At 67.6% G+C, this 14345-nt stretch carries 17 protein-coding genes; 6 read left to right on the forward strand and 11 right to left on the reverse strand.

The features are described 5' to 3' along the window. From RTW82_RS02290 to RTW82_RS02300, 3 genes are read left to right on the forward strand one after another with little or no spacing between them, the layout of a single operon-like run. Positions 1-360 carry a YcfL family protein gene (locus tag RTW82_RS02290; RefSeq protein WP_316924132.1) on the forward strand — a complete coding sequence of 120 codons (360 nt, stop codon included), beginning with the start codon at positions 1-3 and terminating at the stop codon, positions 358-360. 22 nt (positions 361-382) lie between these two features. Continuing rightward, entirely contained in the window at positions 383-976 is a 594-nt protein-coding gene (gene lpoB, locus RTW82_RS02295; RefSeq protein ID WP_021218186.1) for a penicillin-binding protein activator LpoB, read from the forward strand. Between the two features lies 1 nt (position 977). Further along, on the forward strand, positions 978-1715 hold the full coding sequence (locus RTW82_RS02300) for a hypothetical protein (RefSeq protein ID WP_021218185.1): 738 nt from the start codon (positions 978-980) through the stop codon (positions 1713-1715). Positions 1716-1759: 44 nt separating this feature from the next. Here the strand turns inward: RTW82_RS02300 and RTW82_RS02305 are convergent, their stop codons facing one another. From RTW82_RS02305 to RTW82_RS02320, 4 genes are all read right to left on the reverse strand, one after another. After that, positions 1760-2098, reverse strand: a complete 339-nt coding sequence (locus RTW82_RS02305; RefSeq protein WP_021218184.1) for an enhanced serine sensitivity protein SseB C-terminal domain-containing protein — start codon at positions 2096-2098, stop codon at positions 1760-1762. 88 nt (positions 2099-2186) lie between these two features. Further along, entirely contained in the window at positions 2187-2819 is a 633-nt protein-coding gene (gene rhtB / locus RTW82_RS02310; protein WP_043244249.1) for a homoserine/homoserine lactone efflux protein, read from the reverse strand. Between the two features lie 79 nt (positions 2820-2898). Then, entirely contained in the window at positions 2899-3438 is a 540-nt protein-coding gene (locus RTW82_RS02315; protein ID WP_184488287.1) for a mechanosensitive ion channel family protein, read from the reverse strand. Beyond that, positions 3438-5351, reverse strand: coding sequence for an ATP-binding cassette domain-containing protein (locus tag RTW82_RS02320; RefSeq protein WP_316924341.1), 1914 nt, complete (start codon positions 5349-5351; stop codon positions 3438-3440). Before RTW82_RS02320 ends, RTW82_RS02315 begins: the two co-directional genes overlap by 1 nt. Before the next feature lie 50 nt (positions 5352-5401). On the opposite strand from RTW82_RS02320, the gene RTW82_RS02325 reads away from it, so the two are divergent. Continuing rightward, positions 5402-5860 (forward strand): TIGR02444 family protein, encoded by a 459-nt coding sequence (locus tag RTW82_RS02325; protein ID WP_316924133.1) that lies wholly within the window; start codon positions 5402-5404, stop codon positions 5858-5860. On the opposite strand, the gene RTW82_RS02330 is transcribed toward RTW82_RS02325, so the two are convergent. Continuing rightward, the gene (locus RTW82_RS02330) at positions 5857-6963 is read right to left on the reverse strand and encodes an AlgP family protein (RefSeq protein WP_316924134.1); all 1107 of its coding nucleotides are present in this window, start codon (positions 6961-6963) and stop codon (positions 5857-5859) included. The genes RTW82_RS02325 and RTW82_RS02330 overlap by 4 nt on opposite strands. 126 nt (positions 6964-7089) lie before the next feature. On the opposite strand from RTW82_RS02330, the gene RTW82_RS02335 reads away from it, so the two are divergent. Further along, a complete protein-coding gene (locus RTW82_RS02335; protein WP_316924135.1) occupies positions 7090-7731 on the forward strand; it encodes an FKBP-type peptidyl-prolyl cis-trans isomerase in 642 nt (213 codons plus the stop codon). Position 7732: 1 nt separating this feature from the next. Here the strand turns inward: RTW82_RS02335 and RTW82_RS02340 are convergent, their stop codons facing one another. Both RTW82_RS02340 and RTW82_RS02345 read right to left on the reverse strand, forming a co-directional pair. Further along, complete coding sequence (locus RTW82_RS02340; protein ID WP_031287543.1) at positions 7733-8197, reverse strand: Rsd/AlgQ family anti-sigma factor; 465 nt, start codon at positions 8195-8197, stop codon at positions 7733-7735. A gap of 285 nt (positions 8198-8482) precedes the next feature. Then, positions 8483-8974, reverse strand: coding sequence for a disulfide bond formation protein B (locus tag RTW82_RS02345; RefSeq protein ID WP_021218982.1), 492 nt, complete (start codon positions 8972-8974; stop codon positions 8483-8485). Between the two features lie 105 nt (positions 8975-9079). Here RTW82_RS02345 and RTW82_RS02350 point away from each other — a divergent pair, with 105 nt between their 5' ends. Then, positions 9080-10156 carry a PQQ-dependent sugar dehydrogenase gene (locus RTW82_RS02350; RefSeq protein WP_316924136.1) on the forward strand — a complete coding sequence of 359 codons (1077 nt, stop codon included), beginning with the start codon at positions 9080-9082 and terminating at the stop codon, positions 10154-10156. A 30-nt stretch (positions 10157-10186) separates the two neighbouring features. Here the strand turns inward: RTW82_RS02350 and RTW82_RS02355 are convergent, their stop codons facing one another. The 4 genes from RTW82_RS02355 to hemC are packed head-to-tail and all read right to left on the reverse strand — an operon-like array spanning position 10187 to position 14298. After that, positions 10187-11419 (reverse strand): heme biosynthesis HemY N-terminal domain-containing protein, encoded by a 1233-nt coding sequence (locus RTW82_RS02355; protein ID WP_316924137.1) that lies wholly within the window; start codon positions 11417-11419, stop codon positions 10187-10189. Continuing rightward, positions 11416-12576, reverse strand: coding sequence for a uroporphyrinogen-III C-methyltransferase (locus RTW82_RS02360; protein WP_316924138.1), 1161 nt, complete (start codon positions 12574-12576; stop codon positions 11416-11418). The genes RTW82_RS02355 and RTW82_RS02360 overlap by 4 nt, the downstream gene beginning before the upstream one ends. A 16-nt stretch (positions 12577-12592) precedes the next feature. Then, positions 12593-13363, reverse strand: coding sequence for a uroporphyrinogen-III synthase (locus RTW82_RS02365; protein WP_316924139.1), 771 nt, complete (start codon positions 13361-13363; stop codon positions 12593-12595). Beyond that, entirely contained in the window at positions 13360-14298 is a 939-nt protein-coding gene (gene hemC / locus RTW82_RS02370; protein WP_316924140.1) for a hydroxymethylbilane synthase, read from the reverse strand. The genes RTW82_RS02365 and hemC overlap by 4 nt, the downstream gene beginning before the upstream one ends. Between the last annotated feature and the right edge of the window lie 47 nt (positions 14299-14345).

Consider the following 14345-nt stretch of genomic DNA (forward strand, 5'->3'; position numbering starts at 1 on the left):
ATGCGCAAGCTGCTCGTCGCCGGGCTCGCCCTGGCCCTGCTCGCCGGCTGCTCCAGCCGCGAAACCGCCTCCAGCAAGGTGGCGCCCATGGGCGATGTGGAAGACATCGAAGTGGACACCATGCGGGTCGCCCGCGATAACGGCTTCCTCACCGTCAAGGTGAAGCTGACCAACACCTCCAGCCATAACCGCACCCTCTACTACCGCTTCGCCTGGCTGGACAGTGACGGTTTCCCCGTCGCCGACGAGGAAAGCTGGAAGGCCCTGCCCATCTACGGTACCCAGACCACCTACCTGCCGGCCATCGCGCCGGTGCCCAAGGCGACCGACTTCCGCCTGGAAATGAACACCCCCGACTGATCACGAGAAAGCGAGTATTCCCATGCGCCTTGTCCGCACCACTTGCATCGCCGCCCTGGCCCTGGCCGCCGCCGGCTGCTCCAACAACCCGTCGCCGGTGCTCGGTGGCGGCAACATCAGCTACGGCGACAGCAAGGCCGTCGAACTGATCACCAACGAGTTCGGCTCCACCGACCTGCAGATGATCGCCGAATCCATGACCCGCTCCCTGGCCCAGTCCGGCGTGCTCCAGGGTCGCCCGGTGGTCCAGGTCTACGACGTGAAGAACAAGACCAGCGAGTACATCGATACCCGCGAGATCACCACCTCGATCAAGACCCAGCTGATGAAGACCGGCACCGCCCGCTTCGCCAGCGACAACACCGACATGCAGAGCCAGGTCGACCAGCTGAAGCTGCAGAACCAGAGCGGGCTGTACAAGAACTCCACCGTGGCCAAGACCGGCAACATGATCGCCGCCAAGTACCGCCTGGAGGGCTCCATCAGCTCAATCGTCAAGCGCAGCAGTGACTACAAGGACGTCTTCTACAAATTCAGCCTGCAACTGGTCGACGTCGAAAGCGGCCTGGCCGAGTGGATGGACGAGAAAGAAATCCGCAAGACCACGGAGCGTTGATATGCGCGCATTGATCGGCCTGTTCGTCGCCAGCCTGGCATTCGCCAGCCAGGCGGCCCCCAAGGTGGCGGTGACCGACCTCGCCTACGAGGAACGCGTCCGCGAGTACATCCACACGGTGAACGCCCAGAGCGCCTCGCAGGTGAGCGGCTTCTCCGGCAGCGCCTCCAGCAGCTACTCGGAAGAAGAAGGTACCTACAGCTACATCGAACGCGGCGAGCTGCGCAAATTCACCGGCGACATCAAGGGCGAGATCCTCAAGTCCGGCACCTTCCAGTTGATCCAGGGCCGCCCCTTCGCCAGCGACAACGAAGGCCTGCACGACGTGATCGGGCGCATCGCCCAGGGCCAGTTCCAGGGCGCGGACTATGTATTGTTCGGCTCGGTCTCGGACGCCGACTTCCGCCAGGACGTCAACGCCATCGACAACACCGACAGCTACTCCACGGTGCTGGGCCTGACCCTGGTGGCCGACTTCAGCCTCATCGACACCCGCACCCACGAGGTGAAGGCGGCGTTCACCGCCATGGGCGAAGCCCAGGACGTGAAGCTGGTGAAGGGCAACGACAGGCGCGTCACCCCAAACCGCGGGCGCGTGGTGCGCGAGGTGTCGAAGGCCCTCGGCGAAGACGTCGCGCGACAGCTGCAGGAACAGCTCGGCGTCGGCCCGGCAGCGGTCACCGACAACGGCCGCTACGGCGCGCTGCCACCGGATGAGCCGGCGAAGATACTGCATTGAACCAAGCGGCCTGCGGGCCGCTTTTCTTTTGCCGCAACCTGGGCTCAGCGCTGGTAGAACGCCTCGCAGCGCTCGCGCAAGGCGCGGGACAGGCTGTCGTCGTCCAGTTCGATGAGATCGAGTTCGAGGTCGTCGGGCAGCAGTTCGGCGACCAGCGCAGCGAGGCGGCGGCGACCGGCGAGATCGGTGCCGGAAACGCCCAGCAGCAAGCGCGGCTGCGGGCCGAGCGCGGGGTCGCGCAGGGCGGCGAGAAAGGCTTCGTGGATATCGAGCTCGCTGCAGGCGGCGCTCAAGGCCTGCTCCAGCGGAGGGTGACGCAGGGGTGCGATGGCGAGGTCCGGCGAGTCGCCGTAGACCCCGTCCCGGCTGTTGGATGGCGGCATGCCGATGCTCCTTGTGGGAAGACCGGCAGCCTATTGCCCAGGCACCGCGCTGTCGCGGCGCCGGGTCACGTTCAGGCCATCGACTGGGTCACGCCGGGACGCGGCGCACCGTGGCCAGCAGGGCGGCGGCGCCGACGAAGAGCACGGCGAAGCCCCGGTTCATGGAACGCTGCTGGCGCGGCGAGCGCAGCACCCGCAGGACCTTGGCGGCGAGCCCGGTGTAGCCGGCCATGACGATCAGGTCGACGGTGATCATGGTCGCGCCCATCACCAGGTACTGCTGCACCAGCGGCGCGTGCGGGTCGATGAACTGCGGCAGCACGGCGAGCATGAAGACGATCGCCTTGGGGTTGCTGACGTTCACCAGGAAGCCGCGCAGCACCATGGTCAGCGGCCGGCCCAGGGGGCGCTCGGCGGAATCGGCGGCCAGGTCGCTGGGCAGCGCACGCCATTGGCGCACGGCCAGGTACACGAGGTAGACGACGCCGAACCACTTGATCGCGCTGAAGGCCAGGGCCGAGGTGGCGAGGATGGCACCGACGCCGGCGGCGACGATGGCGATCTGCAGGGCCAGGCCCAGTTGCAGGCCGATGGCGTTCCAGTAGCCGCGCAGGAAGCCGTACTGCAGCCCCGAGGACATGGAGGCGATGGCGCCGGCGCCAGGGGAAAGGCTGATCACCCAGCAGGCGACCAGGAATGCGAGCCAGGTGTGCATGGCCATGGCGTGGTCCTCGGAAATACGGAAGGGGGGCGAGCAGACTACCCGCTGCGCTTAGCGCTGCACAGCCCCGGCCGGCGCCTCAGCGCCAGCGGCGTACCGCCTTCTGGAAGAACAGGCTGTTGGGCACCTGCACCAGCGCGCCGTCGGCGTTCTCGCTGAGGTCCTGCAGGGTGGTGTAGAAGAGGTTGATGGCCACCACGCGGCCCTTCACACCGGGCTTGTCGGCGCTCTCCACCACCTCCACCACGTCACCCATGCGGAACGGCCCGAGGGAGAAGATCAGCACCGCGCAGAACATGTTGGACAACACGCTCCAGATGGCGAAGAACGCCACTGCGGCGACGGCGGTGAAGCCGGTCAGCGCCGCCCACAGGACTTCGGCGGAAACGCCGAGGCGCTCCAGCACCAACATGAAGGCGCTGCCGAGGATCAGCCAGCGCAGCAGGCCGCGCAGGGGCAGCAGGAGCTCCTGGGGCAGCTGTGGATAACGTGCGCCGAGGCGGGTGATGCCCCGGGTGAGAACGCGTTGCGCGAGCCAGGCGAGGAACAGCACCAGGAGCACCTGCGCCGCACGGATCAGCGGCTCGCTCCAGGCCGTCAACAGGACCAGGTCTTCCATCAGTCACTGGCCTCCAGCTGGCTCTGCAGGTTTTCCAGAAGCTCGAGGGCCTCCAGCCATTTCTCTTCCAGCTCGGCCTCACGGGTCTTGAGTTTCGCCTGCTCGGCGAGCAGGTCGCGCAGCTCGTCCTTGCGCGAGGCCTCGTAGACACCGGCGTCGCCCAGGCGGGTTTCCACGGCAGCGAGCTTCTCGTGCAGGGTGCCCAGTTCCTTCTCCAGCTTCTCGGCTTCGCGCTTGTGCGGCGCCAGTTGCTGGCGCAGCGCCGCAGCGGCCTGGCGCTGGGCACGCTTGTCGGTGCCGGCACCGCTGCCACCGGCCGGGTTGCTCACCGGCGCCTGACGGGCGCGGTAGTCCACCAGCCAGCGGGCGTAGTCGTCGAGATCGCCATCGAAGGGCTGGATGCGCCCGTCCGCCACCAGGAGGAATTCGTCGGTGGTGCTCTTGAGCAAATGACGATCGTGGGAAACCACCAGCACCGCACCGGCGAAGTCCTGCAGGGCCATGGTCAGCGCCAGGCGCATTTCCAGGTCCAGGTGGTTGGTGGGTTCGTCGAGCAACAGCAGGTTGGGCTTCTGCCAGGCGATCAGCGCCAGGGCCAGGCGCGCCTTCTCGCCACCGGAGAAATTCAGCACCGGCTCGTCGCAGCGGTCGCCACGGAAGTCGAAGCCGCCGAGGAAGTCGCGCAGGGTCTGCTCGCGCTCGGTCGGGGCCAGGCGCTGCAGGTGCAGCAGCGGGCTGGCCTTGGGATCGAGGGAGTCCAGCTGATGCTGGGCGAAGTAGCCGATGGCGAGGTTCTCGCCCCGGGACAGGCGCCCGGCGACAGGCGCCAGCTCACCGGAAAGGGTCTTGATCAGGGTCGACTTGCCCGCGCCGTTGGGACCGAGCAGGCCGATGCGCGCACCGGGAACGAGCTGCAGCTTGACCTGCTGCAGCACCACCTTGTCGCCATAGCCGAGCTGGCCTTCGGCGACATCCAGCAGCGGGCTGGAGATCTTGTCGGCTTCGCGGAAGACGAAGTCGAAGGGCGAATCCACGTGGGCGGGCGCCAGCTCTTCCAGGCGCTCCAGGGCCTTGATCCGGCTCTGGGCCTGGCGGGCCTTGGTGGCCTGGGCCTTGAAGCGGGCGATGTACTTCTCCATGTGCGCACGCTGGGCCTGCTGTTTCTCGTAGGCCTGTTGCTGCTGCGCCAGGCGCTCGGCACGGGTGCGCTCGAAGGCCGAGTAACCGCCCCGGTAAAGGGTCAGCTTCTGTTGCTCGAGGTGGGCGACGTTATCCACCACCGCATCGAGGAAGTCGCGGTCGTGGGAAATCAGCAGCAGGGTGCCCGGGTAGCCCTTGAGCCACTCTTCGAGCCAGAGGATGGCGTCGAGGTCGAGGTGGTTGGTGGGCTCGTCGAGCAGCAGCAGTTCGGACGGGCACATCAGCGCCTGGGCCAGGTTGAGGCGCATCCGCCAGCCGCCGGAGAAGTCGCCGACGCGGCGGTCCATCTGCTCGCTGGTGAAGCCGAGGCCGGCCAGCAGCTTGCGCGCGCGGGCATCGGCCGTGTAGCCGTCGGCGCTGTCCAGTTCGATGTGCAGGCGGGCGATGGCGGTGCCGTCGTGGCCCGCCTCGGCCACGGCCAGCTCGGTCTGCACGCGACGCAGGTGCAGGTCGCCATCGAGGACGTAGTCCACCGCCAGGCGGTCGAGGGTGTCCACCTCCTGGCGCATGTGCGCGATGCGCCAGTCGGCCGGCACGAAGCAGTCGCCCGCGTCAGGGCCGAGCTCGCCGCGCAGCAGGGCGAAGAGGCTGGATTTACCGGCACCGTTGGCGCCGATGAGGCCGACCTTCTGGCCGGTGTGCAGGGTCAGTTCGGCGCCTTCGAGCAGGCGCTGAGGACCACGCTGTAGTGTGAGGTTCTGGAGTCGGATCATAATGGCGGCGGAGTTTATCAGCTTCATTCCCCCACCGCCCGGTATGCGCCATGCCCCCCGATCTATGGAGTTTCTCCCTCGACCTCTACGCCCGCCCAGGCGTCGAAAACGCCTGCCTGCGCCTGCAGGAACAGGGTGCCGACGTGTGCCTGTTACTGGCTGCAGCCTGGCTTGGAAGGCGCGGCGTCCACTACGACCCCGTTTGCGCGGAACAGCTGCAAGGCATCGCCGGCCCCTGGCAACGGGATGTGGTGGAACCCTTGCGCAGGCTCAGGCAGGCATGGCGTGAAGCAGCGGGGACGGATGCGGGATTGTGCGAGCTGCGCGACGGCGTAAAGCGCTTGGAGCTGGACGCAGAGCGACGCCTGCTGGCGCGTCTGGAAGAGATCGCTGCACCCTGGCCGGAAGCCAATGGGCAGGATTGGAGCTGGCTGGACGTGCTCGCGGGAACGGCGAGGGATGACCGCGACGCGCTGCAATCGCTGCGCGCCGCGGCTATCGAGGCTTAAGCCGACGGCGTGGTCGGTGCGGCCGCGCCATTGGCGGCCGACGGCGCCGGAGCAGCAGGCGCGGCGGCCGGAGCCGGTGCAGCAGGCTTGGCAGCCGGAGCGCTCACCGGAGCGGCGGGCTTGGCAGCGGCCTTGACCGGCGCTTTCGCAGCAGGCTTGGCAGCGGCCTTGGGTGCCGGCTTGGCAGCGGGTTTGGCAGCTGGCTTCGCAGCAGCCGGTTTGGCCGCGACGGGCTTGGCGGCAGGCTTGGCAGCAGCGGGTTTAGCGGCGGCGGCGGGCTTGGCGGCTGCGGGTTTTGCAGCGGCTTTCACCGGAGCCTTGGCCGCGGGTTTGGCAGCGGGCTTGGCGGCCGGTTTAGCAGCCGGCTTGGCGGCAGCGGCAGGCTTGCTGGCAGCAGCTTTGGCCGGCGCTTTCGCGGCAGGCTTGGCAGCCGGTTTGGCAGCAGCCTTCGGAGCGGCCTTGGCAGCAGCCGGTTTAGCGGCGGGCTTGGCGGCGGCTTTGGCCGGAGCCTTTGCAGCAGGTTTGGCGGCGGGCTTGGCAGCCGGTTTGGCGGCAGCGGCGGGCTTGCTGGCAGCAGCCTTGGCCGGTGCTTTCGCAGCAGGCTTGGCAGCGGGTTTGGCGGCAGCTTTCGGAGCGGCCTTGGCAGCCGGCTTGGCGGCAGGCTTGGCAACCGGTTTGGCAGCAGCGGCCTTGGCCTTGGCTTCACGGGTGACCAGCGCCTTGGCGGCCGCTTCCTTCACCTTGCCAACGCCCTGGGCCAGCTTGAGGCTTTCCTGGGCGTCACGCTTGAGGTCGGCGATGTAGGCACGGGTTTCGGCCTGACGTGCCTTCAGCGCATCGAGCAAGCCTTCCAGCTCGGCGATTGCTTCCTTGGATTTGTTCTGCGCTTTCGCTTTGCCGGCCTTGGCAGCGTCCTGCAGTTTGGTCCGTGCACCGTGGAGTTTTTCCTGGGCCTTGCCGCGCTGCTTCTCCAGTTTGGTGAGCAGTTTTTCGGCATCGACCAACGCTTGGCTGCAAGCGTTTTCGAGGTGTTCGATCAGGCTGTGGGAAAGTTGCTGTAACAGGTGCAGCGGGGTGCTTACGGGCTTCTTCTTGGCCGACATGGTGCGCCTCCGGGCGGACGTGGTTGCGCCCATACTAGTCGCCTGTTTGAGCCGTCGCTAGTTCCCCGTTATTCCAAACTGCATGGCTGGCATACTCGCCGGCATTTCACCCTGGGAGAATGTCCGATGCGCGCTGTCGTTTCACTGTGTCTGTGCCTGCTTGCGCTCACCGCCCAAGCCGCCGATGAAGAGAAGGATCTCGCCTACAGCATGGGCGTAAAACTGGGCGAGCGGCTGCGTGAAGAAGCACCGCAACTGCAGCTGGAATCATTGCTGCGGGGCCTTACCCAGGCCTATCGCGGAGAGAAGCTGGAGCTGGATGCACAGCGCATGGAGCACCTGCTCGATGCCCATGAAGCGAGCATGGAACAGAGCGGCCAATCCGCGCAGAAAGCCATCGCCGCAGAGAAGCGCTTCATCGCCCTGGAGCGTGGCAAATACGGTGTGCGCGAACTGACCGACGGCGTGCTGGTGACCGAGCTGCGCGCCGGCAGCGGTGCGAAACCGGGTGCGCATTCGCAGGTGCGGGTCAACTACCGTGGGCAGCTGGCAGACGGCAGCGTTTTCGATGCGAGCGACAAGCCCCAATGGTTCCGCCTCGACAGCGTGATAGCCGGTTGGCGAAGCGCCTTGCAGGAGATGCCGGTGGGGGCCAAGTGGCACCTGGTGATTCCATCATCCCAGGCCTATGGCGAAGAAGGCGCAGGGGATCTGATTCCGCCCTACGCCCCCTTGGTGTTCGACCTCGAATTGCTCGAGGTCCGCTGACTCACGCGAGCTGCGCGCCCTGGTTCTGGTGGGCGTTGTGCAGCACTTCGATGAGGCAGTCCTCCAGTTCGAAGCGCTCGTGCAGCAATGGGCCGAGTCGTTTGAGTTCGGTGGCCAGGCAGACTTCGCGGCTGTCGCTGCCATCGCAGCAATCGTTGAAGCCCAGCGCGACCTCGGTGATGGCCTCGATGCGGGGGTAGATCTGCTTGGCCAGATCCAGGCCACGCTGATCACCGAAGGCCTTGGCCTCGTTGAGCAGCTGTTCGTAGACCTCGAAGTGGCCCGCCGACACGTAGTCGACCAGTACTTCGCAGAATCCTTGCAGGTCTTCCACCGCAGGCGCTTGTGGCCTGTCGTTGACACTGGTGAAGACCCGGACCAGTTCCTGGCGCTCCAGTAACCAGCGATCGATCAACTGGTGCACCCCACCCCAACGTTCCTGAGCGTTCTGGCAACTCTCGAGCATGATGTCCTCGCTTCCCTTTCGGTAATGCCTTGTTCGTCTGCTCCGAGACGGTTTTTTGTCGATCGGTGCAAAAACGGGGAAGGCGACGCGGAAACGGCAGCTTTCCGGCGTCACGTGCGGGCCAGATTATGCCCGTGACTGTTTGCCAGCAAGGCACCTGGTCGGGAAAATTTCATACGAGCGTTTAATCGTCACGCCGCAGCCGGCGTGGCTTCTGCATCAGAGGCGGGGAGGTGCGGCAAGGACGCGCGCCCGGACAGGAGCCGGGCGCGGCGCGGGAGGCGGTCAGCTGCGGCGCAGCATCTGGTAGAGCGAGAAGAGGATGCAGCCGGCGAAGGCCAGCAAGCTCCACTCGGGAATGCTCATGCCGAAGAGGGTCCAGGTGACTTCTGCGCAATCGGCGGTGCCGTGCAGCATCAGCTTGATGATTTCCTGGAAGGGCAGCGCATCCATCATGTATTCCAGGCTCGGCAGGCAGGCCGGGAGCTGGTCGGCGGGCACGCCCTGCAACCACACCTGGCGGCCGGCGGTCGCGGCACCACCGGCGGCGAACAGCAGCGCCAGCCCGGAGTAGACGCGACGGCCACGGGCCTGAGGGGCGTGCAGCGCAGCGATCAGGCAGACCACGCCGAAGAGGATGATGAAGATCCGCTGCACGATGCACAGCGGGCAGGGCTCCAGGCCCATCGCATGCTCCAGGTAGAGCGCACCGCCCATGACGGCGACACAGGCGAGGAAGGCGGCGAAGAACAGGGAACGCGGGCTGGCCAGGGTCATGGCGGCTCCGAGGAGTGATGAGAGGCCGCTACGGTAGAGGAAGCCCCTTGGCCTTTCAAGACGACCGGCTAGTCTGCTGCGGGTACCCATCCGGAGAAGACTGCCATGCGTCGGTTACTGGCACTGCTATTGTTCCTGCCCCTCATCGCCCTTGCCCAGGCGCCCCTGGAGAAGATCCGCCTGCCCCCGGGCTTCCGCATCGAGGTGCTCAGCGACCAGGTGCCCAGCGCCCGGGAAATGACCTGGGGCACCGAGGGCACGTTGTTCGTGGGCAGCAATGCCGCCGGCAAGGTGTATGCCCTGGACACCCGCAGCGGCAAGGTCCGCACCCTGGCCAGCGGGCTGAAGATGCCGGTCGGCGTGGCCTTCCACGAGGGCGACCTGTACGTGTCGGCGATCAGCCGCATCCTGCGCCTGCGCGACATCGAGTCGCAGCTGGACGCACCGCCCCAGCCCGAGCAGGTGGGCCCGGCCTTCCCCGCCGAAACCCACCACGGCTGGAAATTCATCGCCTTCGGCCCCGACGGCAAGCTCTACGTGCCGGTGGGCGCGCCCTGCAACGTCTGCGAGCGCGACCCCGACACCTACGCCGCGCTGCACCGCATGAACCCCGATGGCAGCGGCCTGGAGCTGGTGGCCCGGGGCATCCGCAACACCGTGGGTTTCGACTGGCACCCGAAGACCGGCGAGCTGTGGTTCAGCGACAACGGCCGCGACCTGCTGGGCGACGACACCCCGGACTGCGAGCTCAACCGCATCACCACGCCCAACCCGCATTTCGGCTTCCCGTACTGCCATGCCGGCAGCGTCGCCGACCCGGAGTTCGGCAAGCGCCCGTGCAAGGAATTTGTCGCCCCGGTGGCCAAGCTCGGCCCCCATGTGGCGCCCCTGGGGCTGCGCTTCTACACCGGCAGCCAGTTCCCGGCCGAGTACCGCGACAACCTGTTCATCGCCGAGCACGGCTCGTGGAACCGCAGCGAGAAGATCGGCTACCGCATCAAGCGTGTGGAGCTGAACGAGGACGGCAGCCTCAAGCGCCAGAGCGTGTTCGCCGAGGGCTGGCTGGAGAATGGCGAGGTATGGGGGCGCCCGGCGGATGTGCTGGTAGCGCCGGATGGCTCGTTGCTGGTCAGTGACGACCAGGCCGGAGCCATCTACCGCATCAGCTACCAGGGCTCTTGAGAAACGCGCCGCCAGGACGGCGGCGCGGCATCAGGCGACGCGTTCGCCAGGCAGGGGCAGCGCCGGCAGGTGCTGCACCAGGCCTTCTTGGAACAGCTGGTTGCTGCGTTCCATCTCGCCCATCTGTGCCAGCAGGCGGGCCTGCTCGGCGCAGAGTTCCGGTGCGCGGGAGAAGCTCAGGCCGGTGTCGAAATACTCCCGTGCCTTGCCCCACAGGCTGTTCTGCAGGCACAAACGGCCCAGGGTGAGGAACAGCGCCGGGTCGGTCGGATGATCCTTGAGGAAGGCTTCGGCGGTCTGCAGCTGGCGGGCCGGATCGGCACCACGCAGGCGCCCGTAGAAGCGCACCAGGGATTCGTCATAGCCCCGCTTGAGGGCGATGCGTACCGCCTCTTCGGCCTCGGGCTCGGCGCCCAGCTGGCGCAGCTGATTGGCGAAGGCCAGCACCAGGCGTGGCTCGGCACGCTGTGCAGCGGAGAGATGCTGCCAGGCCTGGATCAACGGGTTGAGCGCGGTCTCGCCCTCGTTGAGGCCGGCCTGCCCTGCGTGCACCAGGCGGTCGCTCCACACGCTCAGTTCCAGCTGGTTGAGTTCGGACTCCGGCAGCGCCTTGTTCTTGCGCAACTCCGGCAGCAGGCCCACCAGGGCCGCCGAATCGCCACGCTGGCGATGCAGCTGCAACAGCTGGCGCAATACCTGGTGATGGCGCGGGTGACGCTCGTGCATGACCTTGAGCGTTTCCAGCGCGGCGTCGGTTTCACCGCGCTCCTGCTGCAGCTCGGCGTGGGCCAGGGCGATGGCCAGCTCGGCCTGGGGCTGACGCTCCAGGGCGCGTTCGAGCATCTGGTCGCTCTCCTCGTACTGGCCGATGCGGTTGGCCGCCCGGGCGGCGCCGAGGTAGTACATCAAGGGTTGCGGATCGGCCTCGGCGGCGCGGCGCAGGTGGCGCAGCGCGCGGGCCCAGCGGCCCTCGGCCAAGTCCAGCAGGCCCTGTTCGGACGCCAGGCGCACACGGCGCCGGGCGTTACGCCGGGACCAGGGGTTGACCACGCCGCCGGAGACGAACACCAGGGTCAGCAGCGCGCGTACAAGCCACAGCAGCAGCCAGACCACGGCCACCAAGGCGAGGAAGGCCCAGAGGCTGGATTCGTAGCGGAAGCCCTTGTAGGCGAACAGGACATAGCCCTGGTGTTGGACGACGGCCATGCCGATCAGGGTGCCGGCGGCGGCCAGGAGCAACAGGATCAGGAGGGTGCGTCTCATTGGCCCTGGCCCTCCACCGGCGGTGCGGCTTCGGGGTCCTGGGCGGCATCGACTTCGGGCTCGGCGGCGGCCTTGGGCTCGGCGAGACGCTGGCTGCGTTGCAGATAGGCCTGGAGCGCTTCGAGGGAGGCGCCGAGGTCGGGTGTCTTCACTTCCACCGGCTGGGTGGCGAGTTCATCGATGCGCGCCAGCAGCGCGCGGCTTTCCGGGTTCTCGGCGTTGAACTGCGAATCCAGCACCTCGCGGGCCTGCTTCAGCGACTGGCGATAGACCTGGGTCTGGCCATGCAGGGCAGCCCACTGGGCCTGTTCGAGGGCGAGGGACAGGGCCAGGCGTACCTGGGACAGGCCCTGGCCGGCGAGCAGCGGCTTGATGTTCTGGTCGGCGTCGAACTGGATGCGGAAATAGTGGGAGAGCTTCTCCAGCCACTCGGCCCACCAGCTGCCGCCATCGCCTTCGGCGGCCATGTTGCGCAGCACGCCGCCCTTGTCTTCGAAGGCCGGGGCCAGGGGGTTGAGCTGAGCCGCCTGCTCACGCAGCGCGCCGAGTTGCAGGAACAGCCCGGTGCGGTCCGGCTGCGGCGTGGTGCGCAGCGCTTCGAGGCTGCGCGAGAGTTGCTCGCGGGCGGCGAAGGCGGCGGGGTCGTCCTGGTCGCGGAGGATGTCATCGGCCGCTTCCACCAGGGCCTTGGCGCTGGTGATGTCCTGCAGCGCGGAGAGGCGCAGGCTGGCCAGGCGCAAGAGGTGTTCGGCCTCGGCCAGGCGCCAGTCCTTGCGGCTGGCACCGAGCACGGTTTCCAGGCGCTGGCTGAGGCGCTGCTGGTCGCCCTGCAGGTTGCCCAGCAGGCGGCGGCGCTCATCCAGCTCTTCGGCACTGGGCAGCTGGTCGAGGCGCTCGGTGAGCTTCTTCTCGCGCTGCTGCAGCGACTGGGCCTGGCCACGGGCGTCCTCGACCAGGCTCAGCTGCTGCTGGTCACGGGCTTCGAGGCTGCGGATCTGCCACAGGCTCCAGCCGGCGACGGCAACACCGGCGGCGCCGACCAGCAACGCCAGGATGGCCAGGCCACCACCCCGGGAAACCGGTTTGGCGGTGGGAGGAATGACGGGCTCGGAAGCCGGGGGTTGCTGCTCGGTTTTCGCCAGTTCTGCTTCGCTCACGTATCCATCCTTTGCATCAGGGGGCCGGGGCCGGATGATTTTCCAGCGCCGCCAGCAAAGCCGAGGCGCTGGCGCCCCGGCAGTCCACAACGACTTGCGCGCCCGCATCGCGGGCCAGTTCGGCCACGCGCGGGCTCGGTACGAACAAGGGTAGACGGGCCAGGGCAGGCCAATCATCCCCGGCCAATGTGTTCAGGTGCTCGAAACCCTGCCCACTGCTGACCACCAGCCCGTTCAGGCGTTCCGCTTGAATCAGCCGCTGCAGGCTGCGCGGCGGGTAGTCGGGCAGGCGGCGGCGGTAGAGTTCCAGATAGTCCACTGCAACGCCTTGGCCGCGCAAACGCTCGGCGAGGAATTCTCGGCCACCCTCGCCACGCATGATCAGCACGCGCTTGCGCGGCGAGGCCAGCGCCTCGGCGAAGGCCGGCAGCGCCAGCAGGGCCTCGCTGTCATCGCCGCCTTCCGGCCAGTGGGTATCGAGGCCGGCAGCGGCCAGCAGCTCGCCAGTGGCGGCGCCGACGCTGAACCAGCGCACGGCGGCAGGCGGCTGCGGCCAATGCTGGGCGAGACGTTCCAGGCCGAGGCGGGCAGCGGGCTTGCTGACCACGATGACCGCAGCGTAGCGGTCGAGGCCGAGGAGGGTGGTGCGGTGTTCGGGGGTTTCAGCCAGCGGCTGGATGTCCAGCAGCGGCAGGCTGGCGCTGTGCACGCCGCACTGGGCGAGGGTCTCGCCCAATGCCGCGCTGTCGTCGGCGGGGCGCGTCAGCAGCAGGCGCCAGCCGGTCACGGATGACCGGCCTCACCATAGACAGCCTGGAGGATGGCTTCGGCGCCCTGGCCGAGCAGGTCCTCGGCGACGCGCACGCCGAGGCTTTCGGCGTCGGTGGCCAGCGCACGGGACTCGGCACGCAGCAGGGTGCCGCCGTCGGGCTGGCCGACCAGGCCGCGCAGCCAGAGCTGGTCGTCCTCGAGGATCGCGTAGCAGGCGATGGGCACCTGGCAGCCGCCGTTGAGGCGCTTGTTCAGGGCGCGCTCGGCGGTGACGCGCAGGGCGGTCTCGCGGTGGTGCAGGGGTGCCAGCAGGGCGTGGATTTCGGTGTCGGCGGTGCGGCACTCGATGCCCACGGCACCCTGGCCACCGGCCGGCAGGCTGTCGTCGACGCTGATGGAGGAGCGGATGCGGTCCTGGAAGCCGAGGCGGATCAGGCCGGCGGCGGCGAGGATAATGGCGTCGTATTCGCCGGCATCGAGCTTGGCCAGGCGGGTGTTCACGTTGCCCCGCAGGAACTGGATCTTCAGGTCCGGGCGACGCGCCAGCAGCTGGGCCTGGCGACGCAGGCTGGAGGTGCCGACCACGGCACCGGCGGGCAGCGCGTCAAGGCTGTCGAAGGTGTTGGAGACGAAGGCGTCGCGCGGGTCTTCGCGCTCGCAGATGCAGAACAGGCCAAGGCCATCGGGGAAGTCCATGGGCACGTCCTTCATGGAGTGCACGGCGATATCGGCCTCGTCCTCCAGCAGGGCGGTTTCCAGTTCCTTGACGAACAGGCCCTTGCCGCCGATTTTCGCCAGGGGCGCGTCGAGCAGCTTGTCGCCGCGGCTGACCATGGGCACCAGGCTGACCTTGAGCCCGGGATGGGCCTTCTCCAGGCTGGCTTTGACGAACTCGGCCTGCCACAGGGCCAGGGCACTCTTGCGGGTGGCGATGCGAATCTCGCGGGACATGGATGATGACTTCCGGAAGCAGGACTGCCCGGAATGATAACAGGCAA

The organism is Pseudomonas sp. zfem005 (assembly GCF_032621735.1).
Lineage (GTDB): Bacteria > Pseudomonadota > Gammaproteobacteria > Pseudomonadales > Pseudomonadaceae > Metapseudomonas > Metapseudomonas solani.

What these genes read in the sequence shown, in the direction of transcription:
- RTW82_RS02335 (WP_316924135.1), top strand. Translation starts at nt 7,090, where the DNA reads ATGCGCGCTGTCGTTTCACTGTGTCTGTGCCTGCTTGCGCTCACCGCC.
- RTW82_RS02300 (WP_021218185.1), top strand. Translation starts at nt 978, where the DNA reads ATGCGCGCATTGATCGGCCTGTTCGTCGCCAGCCTGGCATTCGCCAGC.
- RTW82_RS02325 (WP_316924133.1), top strand. Translation starts at nt 5,402, where the DNA reads ATGCCCCCCGATCTATGGAGTTTCTCCCTCGACCTCTACGCCCGCCCA.
- RTW82_RS02315 (WP_184488287.1), bottom strand. Translation starts at nt 3,438, where the DNA reads ATGGAAGACCTGGTCCTGTTGACGGCCTGGAGCGAGCCGCTGATCCGT.
- RTW82_RS02355 (WP_316924137.1), bottom strand. Translation starts at nt 11,419, where the DNA reads ATGAGACGCACCCTCCTGATCCTGTTGCTCCTGGCCGCCGCCGGCACC.
- rhtB (WP_043244249.1), bottom strand. Translation starts at nt 2,819, where the DNA reads ATGGCCATGCACACCTGGCTCGCATTCCTGGTCGCCTGCTGGGTGATC.
- lpoB (WP_021218186.1), top strand. Translation starts at nt 383, where the DNA reads ATGCGCCTTGTCCGCACCACTTGCATCGCCGCCCTGGCCCTGGCCGCC.
- RTW82_RS02320 (WP_316924341.1), bottom strand. Translation starts at nt 5,351, where the DNA reads ATGATCCGACTCCAGAACCTCACACTACAGCGTGGTCCTCAGCGCCTG.
- RTW82_RS02305 (WP_021218184.1), bottom strand. Translation starts at nt 2,098, where the DNA reads ATGCCGCCATCCAACAGCCGGGACGGGGTCTACGGCGACTCGCCGGAC.
- RTW82_RS02340 (WP_031287543.1), bottom strand. Translation starts at nt 8,197, where the DNA reads ATGCTCGAGAGTTGCCAGAACGCTCAGGAACGTTGGGGTGGGGTGCAC.
- RTW82_RS02345 (WP_021218982.1), bottom strand. Translation starts at nt 8,974, where the DNA reads ATGACCCTGGCCAGCCCGCGTTCCCTGTTCTTCGCCGCCTTCCTCGCC.
- RTW82_RS02350 (WP_316924136.1), top strand. Translation starts at nt 9,080, where the DNA reads ATGCGTCGGTTACTGGCACTGCTATTGTTCCTGCCCCTCATCGCCCTT.
- RTW82_RS02290 (WP_316924132.1), top strand. Translation starts at nt 1, where the DNA reads ATGCGCAAGCTGCTCGTCGCCGGGCTCGCCCTGGCCCTGCTCGCCGGC.
- hemC (WP_316924140.1), bottom strand. Translation starts at nt 14,298, where the DNA reads ATGTCCCGCGAGATTCGCATCGCCACCCGCAAGAGTGCCCTGGCCCTG.
- RTW82_RS02330 (WP_316924134.1), bottom strand. Translation starts at nt 6,963, where the DNA reads ATGTCGGCCAAGAAGAAGCCCGTAAGCACCCCGCTGCACCTGTTACAG.